Below are 25,078 nucleotides of genomic sequence, written 5' to 3'. Positions count from 1 at the left end.
AATAATCGTCTGAAGGAGTGTCCATGCCGATCTATCGGGGGCGCGTGCCCGACGCAACGACGCTGGGCGCGATCTTGCAGCAGGCACGGATGGCGCGTGGACTAACGCAGCGTCAGTTCGCGGACGCACTCGGCATCTCACAGCGCTATGTCTGGGAGATCGAGGCGGGCAAGCCGACTCTCTACGCTGAGCGGCTGTTTCGCGCACTGCGAATGCTCGACGTCACCCTGAGCGCCGAGTTCGCTGAACCCGACCCGCCGTTGGCGGGGGCGGCCGACGACGAGACACACGCATGAGACGGCTGGCAGTCGAGTTGTATGGAACCCGTGTCGGCTGGCTCGAGGGCGTGGACCCACGAACAGCAGACTTCCGCGCCGACCCTGGCGCGATCGAGACCTTTGGGCTCGCGAGCACGATGGTCTCTGAGTCGCTTCCCCTGGTTCCACGGCCTCCGGCCCGCCGGGCCGCCCGCAGGGTCAACGTGTTCGTCGAGTTGCTGCCCGAGGGTGACAACCGCGCGGCACTCGCCGCGATGGCTGGGCTTCGCGTGGACGACTCGATCGGCCTGTTGGCGCGGTTCGGTCGCGACGTCGCCGGTGCTCTTCAGCTGTGGGACGTCGACGACCCAACCGAGCCGCGCCACCCGTCGCTCGAGCCGGTCTCTGAGACAGAAATCGCGCGCATCCTCGACGATGTTCGACGGGCACCGCTCGGCAACCTCCGTGATCTCGGCAAAACATCGCTCGCGGGCGTGCAACAGAAAATCGTGCTGGTTCGGCAGGGCGTCCGGTGGTTTCGACCAATCGGCGGGTACGCATCGACGCACATCGTCAAGGTCGCCGCGCCGGCTACACCGACGATGCTCGCCGACGAGTGGCTCGGTCACGAGTTGGCGCGCAGGGTGGGCCTCGCGACGCACAGTGCAGATCTCGTCGACATCGCCGGGGTTCCGGCACTAGTGGTTGAACGATTCGATCGTCACGCGGCCGCGCCGGATGGTCGCCTTCACCAGGAAGACATGAATCAGGCACTCGGCGCCTCAGGGAACGAAAAGTATCAACGATTCGGCGGCATTGTCACTCTCGACCGCATCGACCAGCTGATTCAGCGCCGCTTGGGGCCCGACGCTCGGGTCGCGCTCATTCGCCGAGTTGCACTGACGGTAGCCATGGGTGACCTCGACGCGCACGCGAAGAACATGGGCGTAATGCATTTTCCCGACGGTGGTGCGTCGTTGGCGCCCAGTTACGACACTGTCCCCTTGGCCCACCAGCGCAACGATGGTGAGGTGGCCCTCGCGGTCGCCGGAGAGTATCGACACGCGGCGATCACCCTCGACATGATCGTCGAGCAGTTTGGGGGCACTGACGTGGTGCGCGCTGAGGTCGTTCAGACCGTCGAGCGTGTTCGTGACGCGGTGCGTGTACTTGGTGACGATGACCGGCGTCACCCTGCAGTGGTGCCCGATATCGTGCAGTTCAGCGAGAACTTGCTGGCGGGGCGCCCGGCCGGGCTGTCGGCGGCGCGAGGTCGTTAGGCGGCGGCGCCGGCCGCGATCGCGGCGACCCCGGCGAGCACGAGCACCACACCCGCGGTCTGCACGGCCCGCAGGCGCTCGCCGAGCAGCCGCCAGCTGAGCAGCGCCACGACCGCCGGGTAGAGCGACGCCAGCACGGCGACGACACTGAGGGCGCCGGCTTGCGCGGCGGTTCCGTAGGCGGCGTTGGCGAGGTAGACGAGCGTCCCGATCGAGGCGATCGCGACGGCATCGCGACCCCGGATGCGCGTGGGCACGAGCGCGGGCATGGCCGGTCGGCCGCGGTGCAGGTTGGCGGCGGCGCCCCGCAGCCGCACGTGGATCCACGCGGAGAGCGCGACGATGTAGACGCCGAGCACGACGACCGCGGTCATGATGAGTGTGGTGGTGAGGTCGGCGGCGGCGCCGCGGGCGAGGCCGACCTGCGAGGTTCCGAAGCCTGCCGCGGCGATGAGGGCCAGCACGATGGACTGGATGGCCCGGCGGCTGCGCACCCCCGCGACGTACCCGTAGTCGCCCGAGGCCGGCGGGCGCGGTCGCCCCACTTCGGGTCCGGTGGCGAGCACGCTGCCGACGACCGCGACGGCGAGGCCGGCTCCGAGCAGCGGCCCGATCGTGTCACCCGTGGCGAGCCCAACCGACACGGGCACGAGCACCGACAGCGCTGAAACGGGGGCGACGACGCCCATCGTGCCGATCGCGAGCCCGCGGAACAGCGCGGCCACGCCGACAGCCTGCGCGAGACCCGCGATCGACCCCCACATCACCGCGTCGGCGAGGTCGCCCCGAAACGGGTCGACCAGCAGCCGGGCGGCGATCGCGATCGAGGCGACGACCTGCGACCCGAGCAAGACGATGATGAGCGGCACGCGGCGTGAGAGGGCCCCGCCGAGGTAGTCGCTGATGCCGAGCAGCACGCTCGACACGAGGGCGAGGAAGGCGAGCCCGGGCATGGGTCCAGTCTGCACGGCGGTGCGCCGCCGGTGCGCCGCCGGTGCGCCGCCGGCGGGCGCCACAGCGCGCGTCGCGCACCGCGACGACCAGCGCCGTAGCCTGAACTCATGACCGCGCCGCCCCTCACCCGCTCTCGCGCCCTCGCCCCGCACCTCGAGTGGGTCGACGAGATTCCGAGCACCAACTCGGCCCTCGTGGCGCGTGCGGCGGAACTCCAGGACGGGCATCTGTTGGCAACCGACACCCAGACGGTGGGGCGTGGCCGCCTCGGCCGCAGCTGGTCGACGCGGCCCGGCCAGGCGCTCGCCGTGAGCGTCTTCGTGGCGACGGGCCCCGGGCATCCCCTGCCGTCGGAAACCCACCTCGGCTGGCTGCCGCTCGTGGCGGGCCTCGCGATGACCCGCGCCGCCCGCGCGCTGGGCGTGCCGGGGGCGGGCCTGAAGTGGCCGAACGACGTGCTGGTGGGCGGGCGCAAGCTGAGCGGCATCCTCGCCGAGCTCACCCCGCACGGCGTCGTCGTCGGCAGCGGCCTCAATCTGACGCAGCAGGCCGACGAGCTGCCGGTCGCGACGGCGACGTCGCTGGCGCTCGAGAACGCTCCGGATGCTCGCAGCGCTGACATCGCCGACCGCGCGCTGGCGGCGTGGCTGGCCGAGTGGCTGCCGCTGGTCGCCCGCTGGCGCGAGGCGCGCGACCCGTCGGTGCTGAAGCCCGACATCGAGGACGTGCTGCACACCCGCGGCCGCGCCGTGAGGGTCGACCGTCCGGGCCTCGCGCCGCTGCTCGGCACGGCCGAGGGGCTCGACGACGCGGGCCTGCTGCTCGTGCGTGATCGAGACTCAGTTCTCACGGCGATTGCCGCCGGCGACGTGACCCACCTGCGGTATGAATGACGACATGACGGGGCCGGTGGACGCGACAGGAACGACGCGCGCCCCCGAGCAGGTGATCGTGCGCCTGCGCCCGCACGCGCGCCGCGTTTTCCTGCCGAACCTCCTGCTGCCGATCGTCGTCGGCGCCGCCAGCTGGGCGGCGTTCACGGTCGAGGAGCTCTGGCAGGTGTTCGCCGTGCTCGCCGCGGCGGTCGGTTTCGTGCTGCTGTTCTGGGCGGTGCCCATGGTGCGCTGGCTCAACACCCGGTACACGCTGACCACCCGCCGGCTCATCATCCAGCGCGGACTCCTGGCGCGGCACCGGCACGAGATGCTGCACAGCCGCGGCTACGACGTGGCAGTGCGGCAGGCCGGACTGCAGTTGCTGTTCCGCAGTGGCGACGTGCTCGTCAACACGGGCCTCGACCGCCCCGTCATGCTGCGCGACGTGCCGAGCGCGCGGCTCGTGCAGCAGGCGCTGAGCGACCTGATGGAGACGTCGACGTCGTCGGTCGCGGCGCAACGGCGACGGGATGCGGCAGAACCGCCGACGGGCAGCTTCCGGCGCGACCGCGAGTAGTGGGGCCGCCCCGGGCTCGACCGGGGCGTCGCACCGCGCGGGCACCGACTACGCTCGTTCCGTGCGAATCTCCGTCATTGGCTGCGGCTATCTCGGTGCCGTGCACGCCGCGTGCATGGCCGAACTCGGTCACGACGTCATCGGCGTCGATGTCGACCAGGCAAAGATCGACGCCCTCAGCGAAGGGCGCGCGCCGTTCTTCGAACCCGGCCTGCCGGAACTCTTAAAGACTGAGCACGGCCGCCTGCGCTTCACGACCGACATCTCTGAAGTCAGCCGCGCGCGCGTTCACTTCGTCGCCGTCGGCACCCCGCAGCTCGAGGGCAGCAACGCTGCCGACATGCGATTCGTCGACGCGTCGATCGACGCCCTCCTGCCGCACATTGGCCCCGGCCACCTCGTTGTCGGCAAGTCGACCGTGCCCGTGGGTACCGCGGCGCGCCTCGCCGAAAAGGTGGAGGCTACAGGTGCCGAGCTCGCCTGGAACCCCGAGTTCCTTCGCGAGGGTTTCGCCGTCAGCGACACCCTCACACCCGACCGCCTCGTGTACGGCGTGCGTCGCGGTGATGACCGTGCCTCCGACGTTCTCGATGAGGTTTACCGTCGTCCGCTGTCGACCGGAACGCCGCGCATCGTCACCGACTATGCGACGGCCGAGCTGGTGAAGGTCAGCGCGAACGCCTTTCTTGCGACGAAGATTTCGTTCATCAACGCGATGGCGGAGATCGCGGAGGTCACTGGAGCCGATGTCACCACTTTGGCGGATGCGATCGGTCACGACGTGCGAATCGGCCGCCGGTTCTTGAATGCGGGTGTGGGCTTTGGCGGTGGGTGTCTGCCCAAAGACCTTCGTGCGTTCCAGGCCCGCGCCGAGGAACTCGGCGTCGGTCACGCTCTCGCGTTCCTCGACGATGTCGACCAGGTCAACCTGCGACGCCGCCGACGGGTCGTGGAGCTGGTGGCCGAAGAGCTCAGCAGCGAGCTGAGCGGCGCCGTTGTCGCCGTTCTCGGCTTGGCTTTCAAACCTGATTCCGACGACGTGCGGGACTCACCCGCACTTGATATCGCATCCCAGTTGGCGCTACGAGGCGTCACGGTTCAAGCGACCGATCCCGAAGCGATCCCCACGGCGCAGGCCCGTGTTCCAGCTCTCGACTATCGCGTCAACACTAAGGCGGCGGTCGATGGCGCTGACATCTTGATCCTGCTTACGGAGTGGCGAGAGTTCCGCGAACTTGATCCCGCCGAGGTGGCAACCTGGACCACCGCGCGCACGATCATCGATGGTCGAAACTGCCTCGATGCTTCTGAGTGGCGGGCTCACGGCTGGACCTATCGGGGATTAGGTCGCTAGTGAAGCCGATCATCTATGGGGAAGGAGCACTGCTGTGCCTATCGTCGGAGTGATCGGTGGCGGGCAGCTGGCCCGCATGATGGTGCCGCCCGCCGTGGCGCTCGGCATCGAGATTCGCGTTCTGGCCGAGCAGGAGGCATCGTCGGCTCGACTCGCCGCCACTCAGGTGGGCGACTATCGCGACGTCGACACGGTGCGGGCCTTCGCCGCCGGCTGCGACGTCATCACGTTCGACCACGAGCACGTGCCGCAGGACGTGTTGCGCGCCCTCGTCGCCGACGGTGCGAGCGTGCATCCGGGGCCCGACGCGTTGGCCGCGGCGCAAGACAAGCTGCACATGCGCGAGCGACTCACCGCTCTCGGCGTTCCCGTGCCGTCGTGGGCGCGCATCACCACCCGCGACGAGCTAGCCCAGTTCTTGGCCGACAACGGCGGCCGCGCGGTCGTGAAAACCCCGCGCGGCGGATACGACGGCAAGGGGGTGCGGGTCGTCGACAGCGCCGACGCGGCCGACGACTGGCTCGCCGACGGCGCCGTCCTCGCCGAGCAGCTCGTCGACTTCCGCCGTGAGCTGGCGCAGCTCGTCGCGCGTCGGCCGTCGGGCGACCTGCGGGCGTGGCCCCTCGTCGAGACGGTGCAGAGGGGGGGAGTGTGCGCCGAGGTGCTCGCTCCCGCACCCCGCGCATCCGATGCCGTCGAGCGCAGTGCCGCCGAGATCGCGGCGACCGTCGCCCACGGGCTGGGCGTGACGGGCGTTCTCGCCGTCGAACTGTTCGAGACGATGGACGGCCATGTGCTGGTCAACGAGCTCGCCATGCGCCCGCACAACAGCGGTCACTTCTCGATCGACGCCGCGGTCACCAGTCAGTTCGAGCAGCACCTGCGCGCAGTACTTGACTGGCCGCTGGGCGACACCGAACTCGTCGCCCCGCACGCGGTCATGATCAACGTCTTTGGCGGGCTCACCGACGACCAGATAGCCCAAGCACTCGGGCACCAGCCGTCGGCGAAGGTGCACGCCTACGGCAAGTCACCGCGGCCGGGCCGCAAAGCCGGTCACGTGACGGCGATGGGTGACGACCTCGACGACGCCGCGTACCGCGCGCGCGCCGCAGCCGCCCACTTCGACGCGTGACGGGTAGCCTGGGCGCCGTGGCTGCCCCTCTCGTCTCCGTCGTCATGGGTTCCGACTCCGACTGGTCGGTGATGGGCGACGCCGTTGCGGCCCTCGACGAGTTCGGCATTGCGTGCGAGGTGGAGGTGCTGAGCGCCCACCGCACCCCCGACCGCATGATTGCGTACGGACGCGAGGCTGCCGGTCGCGGCATCCGCGCGATCATCGCCGGCGCCGGAGGCGCGGCGCACCTGCCCGGCATGATCGCCTCGGTCACGACGCTCCCCGTCATCGGCGTGCCGGTGCCGCTGAAGTATCTCGACGGCATGGATTCGCTGCTCAGCATCGTGCAGATGCCCGCGGGCATCCCCGTCGCGACCGTCTCGATCGGCGGCGCACGCAATGCCGGAATCCTCGCCGCTCGCATGGTCGGCGCGACCGATGCCGACATCGCCGCCAAATTGGATGCGTTCGCTCGCTCTCTCGAAGACATGGTCGCCACCAAGAACGCGTCGTTGAAGGCGACGGCCGCGAAGCGCGAGCGGTGAGCCTCACCTCGCCGATTCGGCACCCGGACACGCGGCAGCCGGAGCTGATGGCTCGTCGCGGCTGGTGGCTGGTCGGGCTGAACGTGTTGCTGCCCGGCTCGGCGCAGCTGCTCGCGGGCAATCGCCGGTGGGGGCGCTTCGCGCTCGGCGCGACGCTCGTCCTCTGGGGGTCGATGGCGGCGGCCGCGGCGCTGTACTTCCTCAACCGTGCCGCCGCGCTGACCCTCATCACGAACGTGTGGGTGCTGTGGCTGCTGCAGCTCGCCCTGCTGTTTTTCGCCGGTCTGTGGCTGGTCACGACGCTGAACGCGCTCGTGTTGGTTCGTCTCGTGAAGACCCCGGGGCGCACGCGTGGCGGGCTGCTCGTGTTCACCGCACTCACGCTTGCGGTGAGCGTTGGGGGCACCAGCTACGCCGCCTACCTCACGGGCGTGGGGCGCGACACGCTCGGCTCGGTTTTCGCCGGCGGCGGCTTCGTGGAGCCCATCGACGGCCGCTACACGGTGCTGCTGCTCGGCGGCGACGCCGGACCCGACCGCCTCGGCTTGCGCCCCGACTCGATCACGCTCGCAAGCGTGGATGCCGACACGGGCGAGGTCACGATGATCGGTATTCCGCGCAATCTCTACAACGCGCCCTTCGCCGACGATTCGCCCCTCTGGGCCGACTGGCCGAACGGGTACAACTGCGGCGACGACTGTCTGATCAGCTACCTCTACCCCTACGCGGAGGAGCGCCCCGACCTGTATCCGCAGGCCCGACTGAACGGCTCGACGCCCGGCATCGAGGCGACGCGCGACGCTGTCGAGGGCGTCACGGGTCTCCAGGCGCAGTTCGTCGTGCTGATCGACCTGAACGGCTTCGAGTCGATCATCGACGCGATGGGCGGAGTCGTCGTCGACGCCGAGCCGATGACCCTCGGCATCAACGGTGGCCCGGTCGTCGGCGAGATCGTGGCGGGCGAGCAGCGCATGAACGGCTACACGGCGCTCTGGTACGCCCGCAACCGCTACAACCTCACCGACTTTGACCGCATGGCCCACCAGCGGCAGATTCAGGAGGCGATGCTGCAGCAGTTCGACCCGTTCACGGTGTTCACCCGGTTCGAGGCGATCGCCGACGCCAGCGAGGAGACGGTGATCACCGACATTCCTCGGTCGATGCTGGGCACGCTTGCCGACCTCGCGGCGAAGTCGCGCGAGTTGCCGATCACCGACATCGAGCTGGTGCCCCCCGCCGTTGACAACGTCAACCCGGACTACGCCCAGATTCACTGGATGGTCACGAACGCCATAGCTCCGCCCACAAATCCGGGCGAGTGACACCCTGGGTGCTCGTTGTGGCTCGTCAGCGGAACGCACCCTTTCTTTTCACCGTTGCCTGAATGATTGGGATTGGGAAGTGTGAGGCGCGAAGAGGGTCAAGCCGATCGTCTGTGATGCCTGCGGTGAAAGACTCCATTCCGAAGACCTTGAAGAGTGCCTCGCGACCAAATTTCGAGCTGTCAGCTACGAAAAACGCCTCTTTCGCGATCGATCGCATGAGGCGCTTGAGCTCAATCTCATAGCTACTGGCGTTGTAGAGTCCGTCATCCCACACGGTGTCGGCGCCGAACACAGCGACATCCGCACGCAGGTTCGACAGCTGCTGAACGGAGGTTGGCCCCCACATCGTGTACGAATTGGGTAACAGTTCTCCCCCGATAAACACAAGATGTATCGACTGCTTCCGCGCAATCTCGCCCGCTATTCGGAGATCATTCGTCACAACGGTAAGCGTTTGATGGTCGAGGTTCCGAGCGACCTCGAGATTGGTCGTTCCTCCGTCGAGAAGGACCGTTTGCCCCTCGAGAATCCGCTCAGCCATGGCTCGCCCGATTGCCGTCTTCTCGGCGCGGTGAAGTTCTTCCTTGAACTGATGGGGCGTTTCGGATTGCCTGACCGGAACAGCGCCGCCGTGTGTGCGCTTGATCAGGTCCATTGTCTCGAGCTGCTCTAGGTCGCGCCGAATCGTCGACGCAGTGACATCGAACCGGCTGGCGAGGTCGTGCACGGACTGAAACCCCTTGTCCTGCAGGGTGTCAACGATCTCAGCTTGGCGTGACACTGATGCCCTCCTCGTCGAGTTTCGGTGCTCTGAGCGTAGACCTCATGGTAGGGCAAACACACGTGCAGCGCGCGAAAGTGCGCAATCCCACGCTCTCCCGACCTTGCTGAAGCCACAATATGACCTAGTCAACGCGTGAATCGCGGCTAATCCCGCCGGCGCGCAAGGCGTGAGCGCCCAGATGCGTATTTCTGCGCGCTTGAGGTGTCGTATGCGCGTATGCACGCATTATTCTGCGCGTTATCACTTGACAATGTGCGCATGTGCTCGTAGCGTCCTCAGCTAGCGACACATCCCGACACAGCATCGTCTGAGATTGCCGCGACCACCTGGCGGCGAAGCCAGCCAGTCACCGTTCACAAAGGAGTAAACGTATGGATCGCATTCGTCTCGGCCAGGGCATCGCGCTCGCGGCCGTTTCCGCGCTTCTCGTCACCGGCTGCACTACGGTCGGTGGCGGAGCAGAGCCTACCCCCGGCGGCAATGACGCCAGTGACGCTTACACCATGGTCACTGTCGTCAAGGCCCAGACCATCCCGTGGTTCCAGCGAATGGCGGTGGGCGTCAGGGAGTTCGCAGACGAGACGGGAATCGACGCTCGCCAGGAGGGCGCTGACGATGTCAGCCCTGAGAAGCAGGTTGCCATCATCCAGGACCTCATTGCACAGCAGCCGACCGCCATCACAGTGGTCCCGAACTCGCCCGAGGCACTCGAGTCTGTCCTTGCGCAGGCGCGTGAGCAGGGGATCATTGTGGTGTCGCACGAGGCGACGGGTATCGAAAACGTTGACATCAACATCGAAGCATTCGACAACCTCTCCTACGGCGCGAGCATCATGGACAATCTCGCCGAGTGCATGGGCGGCGAGGGCGAGTACGTCCAGTTCGTGGGCGGTTTCACGGCCAAGACCCACATGGAGTGGGTGGGTGCTGCCTACGACAACCAGGTCGAGAACTTCCCCGGCATGACGCGCGTTGAGGAACCGATCGAGAGCACTGACAACCAAGAGACCGCGTACGAACGCGCCAAGGAAATCCTGGCGAAGTACCCGAACATCAAGGGATTTCAGGGATCCGCTGGGAACGACGTGCCGGGTATCGGGCGCGCTGTCCAGGAGGCCGGTCTCGAGGATCAGGTCTGCGTGATGGGCACCTCGATTCCCTCGGTCGCAAATCAGTATCTTGCTGACGGTTCGATCGACAAGATCTTCTTCTGGGACCCTGCCCTTGCAGGTAAGGCTCAGCTGGAGATCGCACGAATCCTGGCCGATGGCGGCACTATTGAGGACGGCACCGACCTCGGCATTGAGGGCTACACCTCCCTGAAGAAGCTGGAAGGCTACGACAACGTCTTTGTGGGGGCCGCCTCTGTGGCTGCCGACGCAGAGACTGCGGCTCAGTACAACTTCTAAGCTCCTCACCCAGTCGAGCTCCGGGAGCGCGTCCGTTCGCGCGCTCCCGGAGTTCCCCGCCAGGAAGGCCAATGATGGATTCTGTCCCGACGGACTTGACGTCCCCGGTCCTCTCGGTTCGTGACATCACGAAGCGGTACGGGGGTGTTCAGGCACTCGACGGCGTATCGCTCGACCTCCTACCCGGCGAGGTGCATTGTCTGGCCGGCGAGAACGGTTGCGGCAAGTCCACGCTGATCAAGGTGATCTCCGGTGTTGAGCGACCAGACGGTGGCCACGTCATAATCGATGGCGAGAAGCACTCGAGAATGAACGCGACCGACGCCATCACCAGGGGTGTTCAGGTTATCTACCAAGACTTTTCCCTTTTCCCCAACTTGACCGTGGCCGAGAACATTGTCTTGACGGCAGAGGTGGCAAGTAGGCAGAAGCTGTACCGAGCGCGGATGATCCGGCCAAGAGCCCGAGCGATCGTTGACGAACTGCAACTCGATCTCGACCTCGATAGCGAGGTGGGTGAGCTTTCTGTTGCAGACAAGCAGCTCACCGCCATTTGTCGCGCTCTCGTCAATGACGCTCGGGTCATCATCATGGACGAGCCCACGACAGCACTCACCCACACTGAGGTGACTCAACTCTTCGCTTTGGTGGATCGTTTGCGTGCCAAGGCCGTGTCAGTGGTCTTCGTTTCTCACAAACTTGAAGAGGTACTCGCCATCTCGCAGCGCGTCACCATCATGCGATCCGGTCGTGTCGTGACAACGGGTCTCGTCGAGTCCTTCGACCGACGCTCTATCGCAGAGCACATGACCGGGCGAGTGCTCGATGAATCGCGCGATGTGGCAGTCCTCGACGAGAATCTCGCACCCCGTCTCGAAGTCAGCCACCTTGACTTGCCCGGTGCTTTTCACGATGTCAGTTTCGCTGTCCGTCCAGGAGAGATCGTCGGCGTCACGGGGCTTCTGGGCTCGGGACGCACGGAGATTGCGGAGGCTATTTTTGGGGTGCGGCCCGCCGCTTCCGGCACCATTGCGGTCGATGGGAGAGTCTCTTCGATTCGATCCATCGGCGACGCTGTCGCAGCCGGTATCGGCTATGTGCCTGAGGACAGACTGTCTCAGGGGCTGTTTCTCGAGAAACCGATTGCGGACAACATTATCGCGGCCTCTCTCGATCGTCACCGTAATCGGTGGCGTGCTCTCGATCGACGACGGGTGACGGGCACCATCACGCGGCTTTTCTCGTCGCTGAGCATCAAGGCCCCCAACCCGGAGGCGCCCGTGCGATCTTTGTCGGGAGGCAACGCCCAGCGGGTGGTTATCGCGAAGTGGCTGGCAACCGATCCGAAGGTCTTGATTCTCAATGGGCCGACCGTGGGCGTCGATGTGGGTTCCAAGGCGCAGATTCTCGCACTTTTGCGTGCCGCGGCGGAACAAGGAATGGCGATCATCGTAATCTCCGATGACGCCCCCGAACTCGTCGCGTGCTGTCATCGAATTCTGGTCGTCGGCCAGGGCCGCCTTAAGCACGAGTTGTCCGGCGACGAAATAAGTGCTGGGGCTATCCAGGAAAGGATGGCGGCCTGATTATGGACACGCTTCGCCGACTGCGCGGGCCCAATAACGAGGGCATTCTCGCGCTTGTCCTTCTCTCCTTGTTCGTGACGATGTCGACGCTGAGCCCCGCTTTCTTCACAGTGGGGACAGCTTTTTCGATCCTCCGTAGCGCGACTGTTCCACTCATCTTCGCCCTCGCAGTACTTATCGTGATCGTCTCGGGCGGTATCGACGTCTCGTTTGCGGCCGTGGCAATCTTTTCGGCGTATACCGCCGTCTCGTTTGCGATCACCACGGCCCCAGAGCTGCCAGCTCTCGTCATCATCGCTCTCGCGCTGGCCATTGGTGCCGTGTTGGGTCTTATAAACGGCGTAGTCATAGCCCGTTACCGCCTCCCTACCTTAATTGTCACCCTGGGTACGCAGGGTCTCTTCGTCGGTGTCATGTACACCTACATCGGGGCAACCTATTACGCGCAACTTCCCCCATCCCTCGCGGCGCTGTCCTCTCTCTCCGTCCTTGACTTCAGGACAGAGACGGGGCGCGCGTCACTCCATGTGATGGCGGTCGTGGCCATCGGTCTCAGTGTTCTGGTCTGGTGGATGCTCACCAAGACCATGTTTGGACGCTCCCTGTATGCGATCGGCGGCGACGCTGAAGCCGCACGGCGCGCGGGCTTTCGCGTCATGCGGACGCAAATTCTCATGTATGTGCTCGTTGGCGTCCTAGCGGCGATCGCAGGCATCGCTCACATGGTGATGGGGCGCAGCGCCAACCCACAAGATCTCGTCGGAAATGAGCTGGACATCATTGCTGCTGTGGTGCTGGGCGGGGCTTCAATTTTCGGTGGCCGCGGGTCGGTGCTCGGCACGGTGATGGGCGTCCTTCTCATTCAGGTAATCAACAACAGTCTGCTGCTGGCCGGTGTTCCCAGCGCTTGGTTGCGCGCTGCGGTCGGCTTCCTCCTCATCGTCGGCGTCGGTGTTCAAGCGGTCACCGCCAGAAAGAAGGCGCGGCGGGTGCATACGCTCGACGAACCCAAGGCTGAACACGTCGTGAAGGGTGGCGCATCGTGAGTCAACGAACGGCGCCGGAGCGGCCCGCTGAAAGCGCGTCTCATGGGGTAGCTGCTCGATTCAATGAGCAGGCGAGTGCCTTCGCACGGGGCGTCATTGATCGCGCTGGCAACAGGAAGACGGGGCGGATGGTCATCGCCGTGCTCCTCGTCTTCTCGATCTTCGCCACACTGAACCCGCGCGTGTTTCTCAGCCCCATCAATCTGCAGAATATGGGTGTAGCCGCTCCCGAGATCGGCATCCTCGCCATCGCAATGATGCTTGCCATGCTCACCGGCGGTATCGATCTTTCCCTCGTGGCGATCGCAAACTTGTCGGCGATCACAGTGGTCATGCTGTACTCAGCCGTCGCATCGACAGATCAGGCTCTCGCGGAGAGCCTGACCATTCCGATTTTGTTGGCGGGTATCGCCATGGGTGTCGCTTGCGGGGTTCTCAATGGAGTCCTCGTGAGCGGCGTGGGGATTACGCCAATTCTCGCGACGCTGGGCACGATGCAGATTCTCAACGGAATTGCGATCGTCGTGACAGGCGGTTCAACTCTCTATGGCGCTCCGCAGGCCCTGACTGATTTCGGACGGACTGCGATCGGCCCGGTTCCTCTGCTTTTCGTAGTCTTCATAGTCATCGCTGTCGTCGTCGCGCTCTTTATCTCTAAGACTCCTCTGGGGCGCAAGATACAGCTTCAGGGTGCAAACCCTGTGGCCGCTCGCTTCTCGGGCATAAGTGGCCGAACCGTGTTGATGAGCACCTACACAATGGGAGGCACACTTGCGGGCATCGCCGGAGTGCTCTTCCTGACGCGGAACCCCACCGCATCCGCGGACTATGGATCCTCGTACGTGTTGCTCGTCATTGTGATCGCGGTCTTGGGGGGCACGAATCCCAACGGAGGATTCGCCTCGGTCGCGGGCGTAGTTCTGGCAACTATGGCTCTGCAGATTGTCTCCAGCGGCTTCACCGCGATACGCCTGTCGTCGTACGAGTACGCCATCGCCCAGGGCGTCATTCTGATCGGCGTGATGATTCTCGACTATCTCAGCGCTCAACGACGTTTGCGTAAGTCTCGCGGGGCACCACCTCGCGTGCCTACACCACCACCCACGCCACTGGCAGTAACGAAGGATTCGGAGCAATCGTGAAGAAAATCATCAATGACCCGAAAGATTTCGTCGATGAATTCGTCGACGGCATTCTGTTGGCGCATCCTGAATTAGTAAAAGCGCCGACGCCGGATCGTCGCGTATTGGTGCGCGCCGATGCACCGGTCGCCGGCAAAGTCGGAATCGTCACCGGGGGCGGATCGGGTCACTTGCCGCTGTTCAAGGGTTACGTCGGCCGGGGACTATGCGATGGCGTAGCTATCGGGAATGTGTTCTCCTCGCCATCTTCGGCACAAATTCTCGAGGCCACGAAAGCTGTCGACGGCGGCGCGGGGGTGTTGTACCTGTATGGCAACTACGGAGGCGACGTATTCAACTTCGACCTGTCGACTGACATGGCCGAACTAGAGGGAATTCGCACTGTGACCGTGCTCGGGCACGACGATGTCGCCAGCCAACCGAAGGAGCGGGCGGCCGATCGTCGCGGCGTCGCGGGAATCTTCTTTGCCTTCAAGGCCGCTGGTGCGGCTGCTGAGCGTGGCGATTCCCTCGACCAGGTTGCTGCGGTGGCAGAGGACATCATCAATCACACCGCCACGATGGGGGTTGGACTGTCCCCGACGATCCTTCCCACAACAGCGAAGCCTAGTTTCCAGCTCGCCGACGATGAGATGGAAATCGGAATTGGAATTCATGGCGAACCTGGTATTCATCGGGGATCTATGGAGACTGCTGACGAGATCGCTGAACACCTAACCGGGCGCCTCATTGACGACCTGGGCGTGACATCGGGCGATCGCGTTGCGGTTCTAGTGAATGGAATGGGTGCAACTCCGCTGGAGGAGCTGTACCTGCTCTTCCGCAAAACCCACCAGATGTTGAGTTCCCAGGGGATCACCATCGCCAAGAGCTACGTCGGTGAATACGCGACAAGCCTCGAAATGGCAGGTGCTTCTATTTCCATCCTGGCGTTGACCGACGAGCGACTGGCGCTGCTTGAGTCGCCGGCTGAATCCCCCTTCTTCCGAGAGGCATAAGCAACGATGAACGGACACGAACTCAACCTGGCGATCCGGAATTGCCTTGGGGTGTTTCCTGGGTACGCGGATGAATTAGGAGATCTCGACCAGGCGCTGGGGGACGGGGATCTCGGCATCACGGTCTCGTTGGGTGCACAAGCGGCGCTGGAGGCGCTCGAGCAGCTCCCGTCTGATGCGAAGCCGACTGAAGTGGTTCTCGCTTGCGCAAAAGCCTTCGCCAACGCCAATCCCTCCACGATGGCAGCACTAGTGGCGGGCGCTTTGCTGGCAGGGTCTCGAGTCTGGGGCGACGCTGAAAAGGTTGATTCTGAGATGGTCAACGCGTTTGCTCTAGCGGCGGCCGAATCCATCAGTCAGCGGGGCAAGTCTCAAGTCGGCGACAAGACGATTTTGGACGCAATGTTCCCCGCGGCCGAGGCGCTGCGCAACACGGAAGGCGCAGCAAAGCGGATCGACGCTGCTATCGCTGCTGCTGAGCGGGGCGTCATGACGTCGAAGGAACTTCAGTCTCGGCGGGGCCGGGCCTCGTGGCTGCAGGACCGCAGCATCGGCTTGCAGGATCCCGGGGCCACCGCTTACTTGCGTTTTCTGCAGTCATGGAAGCTCGCAAATTCCCCGAGCCACGCGACGGTGAACTGATATGGCGACGGTTGCGATGTTGGGGTTGGGCGTGATGGGTCACGGTATGGCCCACAACCTTTTGAAGGCCGGGCACACGGTGACCGTATGGAATCGCACGGCGGGCCGTGCATCCGATCTGGTTGCCGAGGGGGCTGTGGAGGCTGAGTCGGTTGAACATGCCGTGGCCGAGGTTGACTTCGTGCTCTACTGCCTTGCCGATGATGCCGCCGTTCGAGCCGTCGTTCTTGGCCAGGAGGGTCTCGCCGAGATCGTCTCAGCCAACTCGATCGTGGTGGACCTCTCGACCATCAGTCCGGAGGTGAGCGCGGAGGAACGAGCGTCGTTCGACCAGCGGAATGTTCGTTTCGTCGATGCCCCCGTATTTGGTTCGAAGGGTGAAGCACGCCAGGGCGGTCTCTGGGTCGTGGCCGGCGGCGAGACGGACGTCGTGGAGGCTGCGCGAGGCGTTCTCAATGCCATTAGTAGCTCTGTTCACCACGTGGGTGGGCCCGGTAGCGGGGTTCGCATGAAACTCGTCGGCAATCTCATCGTGGCGTCGCAGCTGCTTGCTCTCGGTGAGGCACTCACGTTCGCGCATAAGGCGGGGCTCGATTTGGGTGCCGTCCTGGAGGTGCTTTCGGTCACCGACTTCCGTTCACCGATCTTTGACGGCGTCGGTCCCGCGGTCCTGGAGGGCGACTACTCGCCCTCCTTCGCGCTCGCGCTGATGCAAAAGGACACACGGCTGATCAAGGCTTTTGCGGCGGAGTGTGAAAGCCCTATAGCCGGGCTCGAGGTTGCCGCTGGTTACGTCGATGAAGCGATAGCAGCCGGATTCGGCGCCGAGAACGCGTCCGCGCTGATCAAAGCCATTGCTGCCCGCGCCGATGTCTCTCTGAGTCGATAGTGGAGGCGGCGTAGTAGGGGTGTTGGCTCCTCCGGGCCGAGGCATCTATAGGTCGGCGTGCAGTTGCCAGGTCTTTTCGGCAGCATCACGCCAGGTGAAGGCCCGGGCACGGTCCTGCCCGGCGAGTCCGAGCACGGTTCGTGCTTCGGTGTCGGAGGCGAGCTCGCTGAGGCGCGCCGCCAGCCCTTCCGCTAGGTCAGCGACGGAGTCCGATTCGACGAGCAGGCCCGCGTCTCCGACGGTTTCTCGCAGCGCCGGCTGATCGGTATGCACGAGGGGCGTGGCGAGCGTCATCGCCTCGAGCGCCGCGATGACGAAGCTGTCGGCGAGCAGGGGCGCGATGGCGAGGAGGGCGCGGTCCAGCACGACAGCGCGCTCGTGGGCCTCTAGTCCGTCGAGCACGAGAAGGCGGTTGCGCCGGGCGGGGGAGTCGGCGATCGCCGCATCCAGGGCGCTCCCCGACCCTGAATCGGTGAAGACGACGAGCGGCAGGTCGGGGGCATCGGGGAGGCTGAGCGCGTCGATGATCGAGCTGAGCCCACTGCGGCGGTCGACGGTTCCGGTCAGCGCGATGAACGTCGACGGCAGGCTGAGGCGGCGCGCGACCGCATCGGCGTCGTCGGGTACCCGGAAGGCGCGACCCACGGCCCCGGGGATGACGCGAATGCGGTCGCCGAAGCTGAGAATGTCGGCGAGTTCGTCGGCGACCGAGTGGCTCGGCACAACCACCGCGTCGGCGTACTTGTGGGCGCGGCGCGCCATGGCGCGGTGCCAGGCGACTCCGCGGCTGGTGAGCACTTCGGGGTGCGACCAGGCAGCCGTGTCGTGAATGGTGACGATGATCTGCTCGTTGGGGTCGTCGACCCGATCATGCCGGTAGAGCGGTGCCAAGAGGCTGGGGGCATGCATCGGCCCCGACCCGGGCAGCCGGCTGAACCCGTGCTGCCACGCGGCGGCCAGCTGACGCCGGTCGAGCGCGCTCTTGTCGAGGGTGCTGAGGCCGGGCAGCCTCTCGGCGATGATGTCGTATTCGCTGTCAGGCAGCGAGGGCGTGAAGCCGCGCACCTCGCACCCGCGCGGCGCGGTTTCGATGAGGCCACGGGTCAGTTCGAGGGCGTGCAGGCCGACCCCGGTTGCCGGTTCGGCGCTGACGCCGTCGAGGACGACGCGCAGCGCGATCATGCGGCAGTACGGATGCTCGGGGTCACCGGTCAAGGATAGCCAGCGCTGAGCGCGCCCACTCTAGGCTTGTGAACATGCAGATTCGCAAGCTCTCGATTGACGGCGCCGTCGAGGTCACCCCGCGCCAGTTTCCTGATGACCGGGGCGTCTTCTGGGAGTGGTACCGGTTCGACGCTCTCGCAGAGGCCGTGGGTCACCCGATCGACCTCAAGCAGGGCAACGGCTCGGTGTCGAAGCGTGGCGTTGTGCGGGGAATCCACTTCGCCGATGTGCCGCCGAGTCAGGCGAAATACGTGCAGGTGCTCTCGGGCGCGATTCTCGACTACGTCATCGACATACGAGTCGGCTCACCAACCTTCGGGCAGTGGGAGGCCGTGCGCCTCGACACCGACAACCGACGCGCGCTCTACATCGCGGAGGGTCTCGGCCACGCCTTCGTCGCGCTCGAGGACAACACGACGGTCACCTACCTCGTGAGCGAAACCTACTCGCCGACCCGCGAACACGGCATCACCCCGGTCGACGAGACGATCGGGCTCGAATTTCCGACCGACATTGGCGAGATCCTCCTGTCGCCGAAAGACACTGACGCCCCGACGCTCGAGCAGGCCGAGCGCGACGGTCTGCTGCCGAGCTACGCGGCGGCGACGGCGTTCACCGCGTCGCTCGACGAGCGGTGGCGCGCCGCGCAATAGCGGAGCGGATGTCGAGGCCGACGCCGAGCATCCCACGAATCGGGGCGAGCATGCGGCCCGGATACTTTTGCGCGAGGAATCGCTTCGCGCTGTCGTGGTGCGCCTGAATCATGCGGGCTGACTCGTCACCCGAGGTGGAGTGGGCGCCGGTGTGGGTGACCACCGCGCCGGGAACGAACCGGTTGACGTAGCCGGCGCGGCCCAGCCGAAAGCCCAGATCGACGTCTTCGAAGTACATGAAGTATCCCTCGTCGAAGCCGCCGACCTCGTCGAACGCGGCGCGGCGCACGAGTACGCACGAGCCTGACAGCCACCCCACGTCAGCCGTTCCGTCGCTCGCGCGCCGCGTGCCGAGGTAGCGCGCCGACCACGGGTTCGACGGCCACACCCGGCCAAAGAGGGCGTGGCCGACACCCGTGCGGATGGACGGCACCGAGCGGGCCGACGGGTATAGCGCTCCGTCACCACCGAGAACCGTGGGCCCCGCACTGCCGACCCGGTCACTCGCCCGTGCGGCGGCGAGCAACTCGTCGATAGCCCCGGCCCCCAGCACGACGTCGGGATTGCTGACGAGAATCCATTCGACGGATGCCGGCAGCGTCTTGACGGCGGCGTTGACCGCACCGCCGTAGCCCGGGTTCGCCGCGAGCGCGAGATACTGGGCGCCACATTCCTCGGCATGAGAACGCGCGTCGCCAGCGGTGGGTGCGTTGTCGACGACGACGACGGTGACCGGCTCGGACGACGCCGGGGGAATCGAGCGCAGGAACGTCGGGAGCACCTCGTCAGAGCGGTACGCGACCGTCACGACGGCGAGCGTCGCCGCGTCACCGTGCTCGTTCTCGGCCGCACCCATCGTGTCGCCATGCTACTCGGCCGGGGCGGGCCGCCTGCCGCGGAGCGAGCTTCTAGGCTGGGCGCATGAGCCGTCCCGCCGACCGACCCACCGTGTCCGTGGCGCTGTGCACGCACAATGGTGAGCGGTTTGTCGGGCAGCAGGTGACGAGCATCCTGAATCAGACTGTGCCGGTCGACGAGATCGTGGTCGGTGACGACGCGTCTCGCGACGGCACCGTTGCCGTCATCGAGGCGGCGGTGGCGGATGCTCGTGGGCGCGGACTCGAGATCGACCTCACGATCGTGCGCCGCGAGGCCCCGCTCGGCGTCGCGAAGAATTTCGAAGATACCGTCGCGCGGACAACCGGCGACCTTGTTGCTCTCAGCGACCAGGACGACGTCTGGCCCGCCGACCGGTTGGCCCGGTTGATTCCGGTGTTCTCCGACCCGGCCGTGATGCTCGTGCACTCGGACGCCCGACTCGTCGACGCCGACGGCGTGCCCACGGGCGGTTTGCTTCTAGACACCCTGGATGCGACGGTCCGAGAGCGCAACGCCCTGACGAGCGGCCACGCGTTTGACGTGCTTCTACGTCGCAACCTCATCACGGGGGCGACCGCGGTGATGCGGGGCCCGTTTGCGCGCGGGGCGCTTCCGATCGGTGAGGGGTGGATTCACGACGAGTGGTTCGCCATGGTTGCGGCGCTCTCGGGTGGCGTGCGACTCGTGCCCGAGCCGCTGCTTGACTACCGGCAGCACGGCGGCAACCAGATCGGGGCGAGCGCCGTCGACTGGGAGCGTCGCAGGCAGAAGCTGACGGAGGCGCGCGATGAGCGAGCGGCACGGTTGATCGCGCGGGCCGCGAGTATCGCGGAGTTTGCTGACGCGCATCCCGAGGTGGCCAACGCGCGCATTCGCGAGACGCTGCACCGTAAGTTGGCGCATGAGCGGTGGCGGGCCTCGCTACCGGTGAGCCGCGTCGCGCGCGTGCCGCGGGTCGCGGCAGCCGCCGTGGGCGGGCGGTACCACCGCTACAACCGCGGCCTCATCGACGTCGCGCGCGACCTCGCGCAGCCGGCGACGACCCGACCGCTCTAGGGCGTCCTAACGGCGCCCGCAGCGAAGGCCGCGTCGAGAGCTGCGCGCCAGTTGCGCGGAGTCGGGAGGCCCTCGGCGGCCCACGCGTCGTGCCCGAGCACCGAGTACGCGGGGCGGGGTGCCGGGCGCACGAAGCTCGACGAGTCTGTCGGCTGCACCCGCTCGGGGTCGAGGCCGGCATTCTCGAACACGGCCCGCGCGAAGCCGAACCACGTCGTCTCGCCCGCGGCTGTGCCGTGAAAGACGCCCGACGTCACGGGGGAGTCGATGAGCGCCACGATCTGCGCTGCGAGGTCGGCCGTCCAGGTGGGCTGCCCGCGCTGGTCATCGACGACGGTGAGGGTTTCGCGCTCCGCCGCGAGCCTCAGCATGGTGGCGGCGAAGTTGGGCCCGTGCTGGCCGTACAGCCACGCCGTGCGCACGATGATTGTGCCCGCGGGGTGGGCGGCGCGTGCGAGGCGCTCACCGTCGGCCTTCGTGCGGCCGTAGGCCGACACCGGCGCGAGCGGCGCATCTTCTGAGTAAGGAGTCGTCGCGTCGCCGGCGAACACGTAGTCGGTCGACAGCTGAATCAGGCGTGCGCCGTGGCGGGCGGATGCGCGGGCCAGATTCTCGGCGCCCGTCGCGTTGATGAGGTGCGCCGCCTGCTCGTCGCTTTCAGCCGCGTCTACCGCCGTGTACGCGGCACAGTTCACGACAACACCGTGCCCGGCGACCGCGTCGGCGGCGGCCTCGACGTCGGTGATGTCGAGGTCCGCGCGGGTCGCGGCGGTGACCGCGCGGCCACCGAGCGCGGTCTGCAGGTCGCGGCCGAGCATCCCGCCGGCGCCGGTAATCAGGATGCGCGTCACTGGCCCTGCGCCGCGTAGCGCGCCTCGGTCGCATCCTTCTGCGGGGCCCACCAGGCCTCGTTGTCGCGGTACCAGTCGATGGTGGCGGCGAGCCCGGCAGTGAAGTCGGTGTAGCGGGGCTGCCAGCCGAGTTCGTCGCGCAGCTTGCTCGAGTCGATCGCGTAGCGCAGGTCGTGCCCGGGGCGGTCGGTGACGTGGTCGTAGGCGTCGGCGGGCTGGCCGAGCTGGGTGAGGATCAGCTCGACGACCTCCTTGTTGTTCTTCTCACCGTCGGCTCCGATGAGGTACGTCTCACCGATCTCGCCCTTCTCGAGGATGGTGAGCACGGCGGAGGAGTGGTCGTCGGCGTGAATCCAGTCGCGCACGTTCAGCCCCGCCCCGTACAGCTTCGGGCGCTCGCCGCGCAGCACATTGGTGATCTGACGCGGGATGAACTTCTCGACGTGCTGGTACGGCCCGTAGTTGTTCGAGCAGTTCGAGATCGTCGCCTGAACGCCGAACGAGCGCACCCAGGCGCGCACCAACAGATCACTGCCCGCCTTCGTCGACGAGTAGGGAGACGACGGGTTGTACGGGGTCGCTTCGGTGAATCGGTTCGGGTCGTCGAGTTCGAGGTCGCCGTAGACCTCGTCGGTCGAGATGTGGTGAAACCTTTTCCCGTGGCGACGGACCGCTTCGAGCAGTGTGTATGTGCCGATGATGTTCGTGTCGAGGAAGGGGCGCGGGTCGGCGAGCGAGTTGTCGTTGTGGCTCTCGGCGGCGTAGTGCACGACTGCGTCGGCGTCAGTCACGAGTTCGTCGACGAGCGCGGTGTCGCCGATGTCGCCTTTGACGAAGGTGTAACGGTCAGCGGGCAGGCCGCCGAGCGAGGCGAGGTTGCCGGCGTAGGTGAGCTTGTCGAGCACCGTCACGTGGTGGTCTGTGTGCTCGATGACGTGGTGCGCGAAGTTCGAGCCGATGAAGCCGGCTCCGCCGGTTACGAGGAGTCTCACGTCCTCGACACTACCGTCCGTTCTCGGTACCTGACGAGGCGCGAGACCTGTGATGCCTGACGGAGCCTGACCCGATTTCCCGGACGGTCCCTATGTTGTTAATCATGCCGATGTTGCGGCGGTGGTGTGAAGGGCTTGGAACTCGGCAGGGCTGAGGTTGCCGAGGCTAGTGTGCCGACGGCGAGGGTTGTAGGACCCCTCGATCCACTCGAACATGGCTGACGCGAGCTGCGTCCTGGAGTCCCACACGGTGCGGTCCAGCATCTCGCGTTGCATCGTTGACCAGAACGACTCGATGAGCGCGTTGTCAACGCTGGACGCGACTCTGCCTATCGAGCCGAGCAGGCCAGCTTGGCGGAGCCGGTGCCCGACGAGCCGGGGCGTTTATTGCGCTCCGCTGTCCGCGTGAACGACCGTCCCGGGTTCAGGTCGGCGCCGCCACCGGGCCATCTCCAGCGCATCGACGACGATCTCCGCGGCGATCTGATCGCTGATCGACCAGCCAACGATCCGGCGTGAGTATGCGTCGATGACGGCGGCGCAGTAAACCCAGCCGTCTCTCGCGCGGTGTTGCGCATTGCAGCAGAACCAGAGCCGGTTCGGCCCATCGGCGCGGAGCTGCCGTTTCACGAGATCCTCGTGTGTGGCCGTGTCCAGCCTCCAGCCTCGCCGCTTGCGAGGATGGGAGACGCTGACCAACCCGTATTGCCGCAGCAGCCTGGCGACGCGTTTGCGGGCGACGCGAATGCCGAGCCCGAGCCGCAACTCGGCCAGCACCCGCGGCGCACCATAGTTTGCTCGAAAGTTAGCGTGGATCCGTCCGATCGTGGTCGTCAGCTCCGCGTCCGCGATCGCGCACGCCGATGGCGGCCAGCTCGCCTAGTCGTAGTAGCCAGACGTTGGGATCTTCAGGAACCGGCAGGCCCCCGCGACGTGGATCCCGTCGCGGCTCAACTCCTGGACCAGCGGGAACCCAACTTTGGGAGCAGGTTCTCCCGCGCAAAATAGGCCGACACGCGCTTGAGGATCTCGTTCTCCATCTCCAGCACCCGCAACCGGCGCCGCAACTCGACCCGCTCCCGATGCACATCGGAGGTCACGCCAGGTTTGCGGTCGAGGTCAACCGCGTCGCGGTGCATCCAGTTGCGAAGACAGGACTCGCTAATCCGGCTCTTCGCCGTTGAGTGTGGGTCATGCGAATAGCCCGCCGCCGATGAGGAGCATCCGGAGGCGGTAGTTGTCTCGGTTGCGGAAGCCGCGGGCGATGCGTCGGTGGAGCTCGATCAGGCCGTTCATCGCTTCGGTGCCCCCGTTGTTCGCGCCGCCGGTGTCGAAGTAGCCGAGAAACTCGTCTCGCCAGGTTCGCAGCGTCCGGCCCAGGCGTGCGACCTCCGGGATCGGGCAGGTGAAGAACGACCTCAACACCTGTTCGGCGATCACGCGACCTTCGCGGTGACCGGCTTGGTGGTAGCAGGATCGCAGTTGTTGCGCGCAGTGCCAGGCGACCTCGACTTCAACATGCTGTTCGTCGGCGGCCCAAGCGCGGGCGAGTCTTGTGCGTTGCCGTTCGGTGAGGTGTTCCTCGCCTGCCCGCAGGAGGTTCCGGATCCCATAGAGCGGGTCACCCTTGCGCCCTCGGTGGCCGTGGAGCTGCTGTTGCACGCGGCGGCGGACATCGTCGACGACCTTGGTTCCGAGCTTGACGACGTGGAATGCGTCGAGCACGGCGCGCGCGTCGTCGAGTTGATCATCGATGGCGTTCTTGTAACCGCGAAACGGATCCAAGGTTGCGATCTTCACCCGGTCACGAAAATCGGGGCCGCGCCCCTGTAGCCATGCCCGGTAAGCCTCACCCGAGCGGCCCGGGACGAGATCCAGCAGCCTGGCGCGGGTGCGGCCCGCCGCATCACGGGTCAGGTCGACCATGCCGGTGAGCTCCTTTGGCCCCCGCCCGCCGACGTTGATCGGCTTGGTCGACACGTGATGCCAGACGTGCTCATCAACACCCAACACGGTCACGCCATCGAAGCGAGCCGGATCCGCCTCGGCGATCTGCAGCAGTGGCTTGATCGTCTCCCAAACTGTTCGCCAGCTGGTGCCCAACTGCCGGCGGATACCGTTCACCGAGGCGTGTTCGCGGCGCATCTGCTCGATCGCCCACCACGCCGCCCGAGTGGTCAGCTTTGCGCGCGGCAACGCGACGGTGTGGTCCTGCTCGAGGAACGTGACGACCTCGCATGCACCTTCCGCGCAGCGCCACCGACGCTTTCGCCAGAGCAGTTGGACCGGACGGCCCATCGCGGGTGCGTCCACCAGAGGCACCGGCGCGCGCCCGTGACCGGTCGCGAGGACACCGCAGCCTGGGCAGCCGGCCGGACCAGGTGGGGACTCGACCGTCACGGTCAGCGATCCCAGGCCGCGGCGCTCAACCGCAATCACCCGCAACCCCTCCAGGCCCAGGAGAAGATCGCAGCGGTTGCAATAGTTGCCGTCGGCTCGGCAGCACGTCGTAGGCTCGGTCATAGTCGGGGTCCTCGCGATCAGAAGAGGTAAGAGTCCTCTGATCCTCGAGGACCTCGACCCATCGCCCCAGCAGCCCCGGCTACCGGCGCGTCACCCGCCACCCACACTCAACGGCGAAGA

26 protein-coding genes are annotated in these 25,078 nt (G+C 66.0%); 17 read left to right on the top strand and 9 right to left on the bottom strand.

The window, feature by feature from the left end; translation table 11 throughout:
• The first annotated feature begins 23 nt into the window (after positions 1 to 23).
• Positions 24 to 296: a helix-turn-helix domain-containing protein gene (locus CPY97_RS11335; protein ID WP_096422819.1), complete on the top strand. Its 273-nt coding sequence runs from the start codon at positions 24 to 26 to the stop codon at positions 294 to 296.
• The gene (locus CPY97_RS11330; RefSeq protein WP_096422817.1) at positions 293 to 1,537 is read left to right on the top strand and encodes a type II toxin-antitoxin system HipA family toxin; all 1,245 of its coding nucleotides are present in this window, start codon (positions 293 to 295) and stop codon (positions 1,535 to 1,537) included. The genes CPY97_RS11335 and CPY97_RS11330 overlap by 4 nt, the downstream gene beginning before the upstream one ends.
• On the opposite strand, the gene CPY97_RS11325 is transcribed toward CPY97_RS11330, so the two are convergent.
• The gene (locus CPY97_RS11325; protein ID WP_150129268.1) at positions 1,534 to 2,490 is read right to left on the bottom strand and encodes a hypothetical protein; all 957 of its coding nucleotides are present in this window, start codon (positions 2,488 to 2,490) and stop codon (positions 1,534 to 1,536) included. The genes CPY97_RS11330 and CPY97_RS11325 overlap by 4 nt on opposite strands.
• Positions 2,491 to 2,598: 108 nt before the next feature.
• Here CPY97_RS11325 and CPY97_RS11320 point away from each other — a divergent pair, with 108 nt between their 5' ends.
• From CPY97_RS11320 to CPY97_RS11295, 6 genes are all read left to right on the top strand, one after another.
• On the top strand, positions 2,599 to 3,384 hold the full coding sequence (locus tag CPY97_RS11320) for a biotin--[acetyl-CoA-carboxylase] ligase (RefSeq protein WP_096422813.1): 786 nt from the start codon (positions 2,599 to 2,601) through the stop codon (positions 3,382 to 3,384).
• Positions 3,385 to 3,388: 4 nt separating this feature from the next.
• Positions 3,389 to 3,943 carry a PH domain-containing protein gene (locus CPY97_RS11315; protein WP_231923938.1) on the top strand — a complete coding sequence of 185 codons (555 nt, stop codon included), beginning with the start codon at positions 3,389 to 3,391 and terminating at the stop codon, positions 3,941 to 3,943.
• A 61-nt stretch (positions 3,944 to 4,004) separates the two neighbouring features.
• Entirely contained in the window at positions 4,005 to 5,297 is a 1,293-nt protein-coding gene (locus CPY97_RS11310) for a UDP-glucose dehydrogenase family protein (RefSeq protein WP_096423645.1), read from the top strand.
• A 34-nt stretch (positions 5,298 to 5,331) separates the two neighbouring features.
• On the top strand, positions 5,332 to 6,432 hold the full coding sequence (locus tag CPY97_RS11305) for a 5-(carboxyamino)imidazole ribonucleotide synthase (RefSeq protein WP_096422811.1): 1,101 nt from the start codon (positions 5,332 to 5,334) through the stop codon (positions 6,430 to 6,432).
• An 8-nt stretch (positions 6,433 to 6,440) separates the two neighbouring features.
• Positions 6,441 to 6,959, top strand: a complete 519-nt coding sequence (gene purE / locus CPY97_RS11300; RefSeq protein ID WP_096423643.1) for a 5-(carboxyamino)imidazole ribonucleotide mutase — start codon at positions 6,441 to 6,443, stop codon at positions 6,957 to 6,959.
• Positions 6,956 to 8,281: an LCP family protein gene (locus CPY97_RS11295; RefSeq protein ID WP_096422809.1), complete on the top strand. Its 1,326-nt coding sequence runs from the start codon at positions 6,956 to 6,958 to the stop codon at positions 8,279 to 8,281. Before purE ends, CPY97_RS11295 begins: the two co-directional genes overlap by 4 nt.
• 25 nt (positions 8,282 to 8,306) lie before the next feature.
• Here CPY97_RS11295 and CPY97_RS11290 read toward each other — a convergent pair whose 3' ends face one another.
• Positions 8,307 to 9,065 (bottom strand): DeoR/GlpR family DNA-binding transcription regulator, encoded by a 759-nt coding sequence (locus CPY97_RS11290; protein WP_096422807.1) that lies wholly within the window; start codon positions 9,063 to 9,065, stop codon positions 8,307 to 8,309.
• Between the two features lie 374 nt (positions 9,066 to 9,439).
• Here CPY97_RS11290 and CPY97_RS11285 point away from each other — a divergent pair, with 374 nt between their 5' ends.
• The 7 genes from CPY97_RS11285 (at position 9,440) to CPY97_RS11255 (ending at position 16,780) form a co-directional block, all read left to right on the top strand.
• Complete coding sequence (locus tag CPY97_RS11285) at positions 9,440 to 10,477, top strand: autoinducer 2 ABC transporter substrate-binding protein (RefSeq protein ID WP_096422805.1); 1,038 nt, start codon at positions 9,440 to 9,442, stop codon at positions 10,475 to 10,477.
• Between the two features lie 71 nt (positions 10,478 to 10,548).
• Positions 10,549 to 12,063 carry a sugar ABC transporter ATP-binding protein gene (locus tag CPY97_RS11280; protein WP_231923937.1) on the top strand — a complete coding sequence of 505 codons (1,515 nt, stop codon included), beginning with the start codon at positions 10,549 to 10,551 and terminating at the stop codon, positions 12,061 to 12,063.
• Between the two features lie 2 nt (positions 12,064 to 12,065).
• On the top strand, positions 12,066 to 13,109 hold the full coding sequence (locus CPY97_RS11275; RefSeq protein ID WP_096422803.1) for an ABC transporter permease: 1,044 nt from the start codon (positions 12,066 to 12,068) through the stop codon (positions 13,107 to 13,109).
• Between the two features lie 128 nt (positions 13,110 to 13,237).
• On the top strand, positions 13,238 to 14,251 hold the full coding sequence (locus CPY97_RS11270) for an ABC transporter permease (RefSeq protein ID WP_096422801.1): 1,014 nt from the start codon (positions 13,238 to 13,240) through the stop codon (positions 14,249 to 14,251).
• Positions 14,248 to 15,249 carry a dihydroxyacetone kinase subunit DhaK gene (locus tag CPY97_RS11265; protein ID WP_096422799.1) on the top strand — a complete coding sequence of 334 codons (1,002 nt, stop codon included), beginning with the start codon at positions 14,248 to 14,250 and terminating at the stop codon, positions 15,247 to 15,249. The genes CPY97_RS11270 and CPY97_RS11265 overlap by 4 nt, the downstream gene beginning before the upstream one ends.
• 6 nt (positions 15,250 to 15,255) lie before the next feature.
• A complete protein-coding gene (locus CPY97_RS11260; RefSeq protein WP_096422798.1) occupies positions 15,256 to 15,891 on the top strand; it encodes a DAK2 domain-containing protein in 636 nt (211 codons plus the stop codon).
• 1 nt (position 15,892) lies between these two features.
• Positions 15,893 to 16,780 carry an NAD(P)-dependent oxidoreductase gene (locus CPY97_RS11255; RefSeq protein WP_096422797.1) on the top strand — a complete coding sequence of 296 codons (888 nt, stop codon included), beginning with the start codon at positions 15,893 to 15,895 and terminating at the stop codon, positions 16,778 to 16,780.
• 45 nt (positions 16,781 to 16,825) lie between these two features.
• On the opposite strand, the gene CPY97_RS11250 is transcribed toward CPY97_RS11255, so the two are convergent.
• Positions 16,826 to 17,995, bottom strand: a complete 1,170-nt coding sequence (locus tag CPY97_RS11250; RefSeq protein WP_150129267.1) for a glycosyltransferase — start codon at positions 17,993 to 17,995, stop codon at positions 16,826 to 16,828.
• 41 nt (positions 17,996 to 18,036) lie between these two features.
• Here CPY97_RS11250 and rfbC point away from each other — a divergent pair, with 41 nt between their 5' ends.
• Positions 18,037 to 18,657 (top strand): dTDP-4-dehydrorhamnose 3,5-epimerase, encoded by a 621-nt coding sequence (gene rfbC, locus CPY97_RS11245; RefSeq protein ID WP_096423639.1) that lies wholly within the window; start codon positions 18,037 to 18,039, stop codon positions 18,655 to 18,657.
• Here rfbC and CPY97_RS11240 read toward each other — a convergent pair.
• Complete coding sequence (locus tag CPY97_RS11240; protein ID WP_096422793.1) at positions 18,617 to 19,513, bottom strand: glycosyltransferase family 2 protein; 897 nt, start codon at positions 19,511 to 19,513, stop codon at positions 18,617 to 18,619. The genes rfbC and CPY97_RS11240 overlap by 41 nt on opposite strands.
• A 65-nt stretch (positions 19,514 to 19,578) precedes the next feature.
• Here CPY97_RS11240 and CPY97_RS11235 point away from each other — a divergent pair, with 65 nt between their 5' ends.
• Positions 19,579 to 20,592, top strand: coding sequence for a glycosyltransferase family 2 protein (locus CPY97_RS11235; RefSeq protein WP_096422791.1), 1,014 nt, complete (start codon positions 19,579 to 19,581; stop codon positions 20,590 to 20,592).
• Here CPY97_RS11235 and rfbD read toward each other — a convergent pair.
• The 5 genes from rfbD to CPY97_RS11205 form a co-directional block, all read right to left on the bottom strand.
• Positions 20,589 to 21,443, bottom strand: coding sequence for a dTDP-4-dehydrorhamnose reductase (gene rfbD / locus CPY97_RS11230; RefSeq protein WP_096422789.1), 855 nt, complete (start codon positions 21,441 to 21,443; stop codon positions 20,589 to 20,591). The two genes, CPY97_RS11235 and rfbD, sit on opposite strands and share 4 nt — an antisense overlap.
• Entirely contained in the window at positions 21,440 to 22,435 is a 996-nt protein-coding gene (gene rfbB / locus CPY97_RS11225; protein ID WP_096422787.1) for a dTDP-glucose 4,6-dehydratase, read from the bottom strand. Before rfbB ends, rfbD begins: the two co-directional genes overlap by 4 nt.
• A gap of 102 nt (positions 22,436 to 22,537) precedes the next feature.
• Complete coding sequence (locus tag CPY97_RS13900; protein WP_419866125.1) at positions 22,538 to 22,768, bottom strand: integrase core domain-containing protein; 231 nt, start codon at positions 22,766 to 22,768, stop codon at positions 22,538 to 22,540.
• A gap of 51 nt (positions 22,769 to 22,819) precedes the next feature.
• The gene (locus tag CPY97_RS11215) at positions 22,820 to 23,272 is read right to left on the bottom strand and encodes a DDE-type integrase/transposase/recombinase (protein WP_269457853.1); all 453 of its coding nucleotides are present in this window, start codon (positions 23,270 to 23,272) and stop codon (positions 22,820 to 22,822) included.
• Between the two features lie 354 nt (positions 23,273 to 23,626).
• Entirely contained in the window at positions 23,627 to 24,958 is a 1,332-nt protein-coding gene (locus CPY97_RS11205) for an ISL3 family transposase (RefSeq protein WP_231923925.1), read from the bottom strand.
• Positions 24,959 to 25,078 lie beyond the last annotated feature (120 nt).

This window comes from Microcella alkaliphila (assembly GCF_002355395.1).
In the GTDB taxonomy this organism is placed as follows: Bacteria; Actinomycetota; Actinomycetes; order Actinomycetales; family Microbacteriaceae; genus Microcella; species Microcella alkaliphila_A.
Note: the sequence above shows the minus strand (reverse complement) of the source record. Positions and strands in the feature narration are given on the sequence as shown.

Coding starts and splice junctions, on each gene's coding strand:
- CPY97_RS11280 (WP_231923937.1), top strand. CDS start 10,549: ATGATGGATTCTGTCCCGACGGACTTGACGTCCCCGGTCCTCTCGGTT.
- rfbC (WP_096423639.1), top strand. CDS start 18,037: ATGCAGATTCGCAAGCTCTCGATTGACGGCGCCGTCGAGGTCACCCCG.
- CPY97_RS11235 (WP_096422791.1), top strand. CDS start 19,579: ATGAGCCGTCCCGCCGACCGACCCACCGTGTCCGTGGCGCTGTGCACG.
- CPY97_RS11240 (WP_096422793.1), bottom strand. CDS start 19,513: ATGGGTGCGGCCGAGAACGAGCACGGTGACGCGGCGACGCTCGCCGTC.
- CPY97_RS11330 (WP_096422817.1), top strand. CDS start 293: ATGAGACGGCTGGCAGTCGAGTTGTATGGAACCCGTGTCGGCTGGCTC.
- CPY97_RS11320 (WP_096422813.1), top strand. CDS start 2,599: ATGACCGCGCCGCCCCTCACCCGCTCTCGCGCCCTCGCCCCGCACCTC.
- CPY97_RS11260 (WP_096422798.1), top strand. CDS start 15,256: ATGAACGGACACGAACTCAACCTGGCGATCCGGAATTGCCTTGGGGTG.
- CPY97_RS11285 (WP_096422805.1), top strand. CDS start 9,440: ATGGATCGCATTCGTCTCGGCCAGGGCATCGCGCTCGCGGCCGTTTCC.
- CPY97_RS11315 (WP_231923938.1), top strand. CDS start 3,389: ATGACGGGGCCGGTGGACGCGACAGGAACGACGCGCGCCCCCGAGCAG.
- CPY97_RS11205 (WP_231923925.1), bottom strand. CDS start 24,958: ATGACCGAGCCTACGACGTGCTGCCGAGCCGACGGCAACTATTGCAAC.
- CPY97_RS11275 (WP_096422803.1), top strand. CDS start 12,066: ATGGACACGCTTCGCCGACTGCGCGGGCCCAATAACGAGGGCATTCTC.
- CPY97_RS11270 (WP_096422801.1), top strand. CDS start 13,238: ATGGTCATCGCCGTGCTCCTCGTCTTCTCGATCTTCGCCACACTGAAC.
- CPY97_RS11335 (WP_096422819.1), top strand. CDS start 24: ATGCCGATCTATCGGGGGCGCGTGCCCGACGCAACGACGCTGGGCGCG.
- CPY97_RS11255 (WP_096422797.1), top strand. CDS start 15,893: ATGGCGACGGTTGCGATGTTGGGGTTGGGCGTGATGGGTCACGGTATG.
- CPY97_RS11325 (WP_150129268.1), bottom strand. CDS start 2,490: ATGCCCGGGCTCGCCTTCCTCGCCCTCGTGTCGAGCGTGCTGCTCGGC.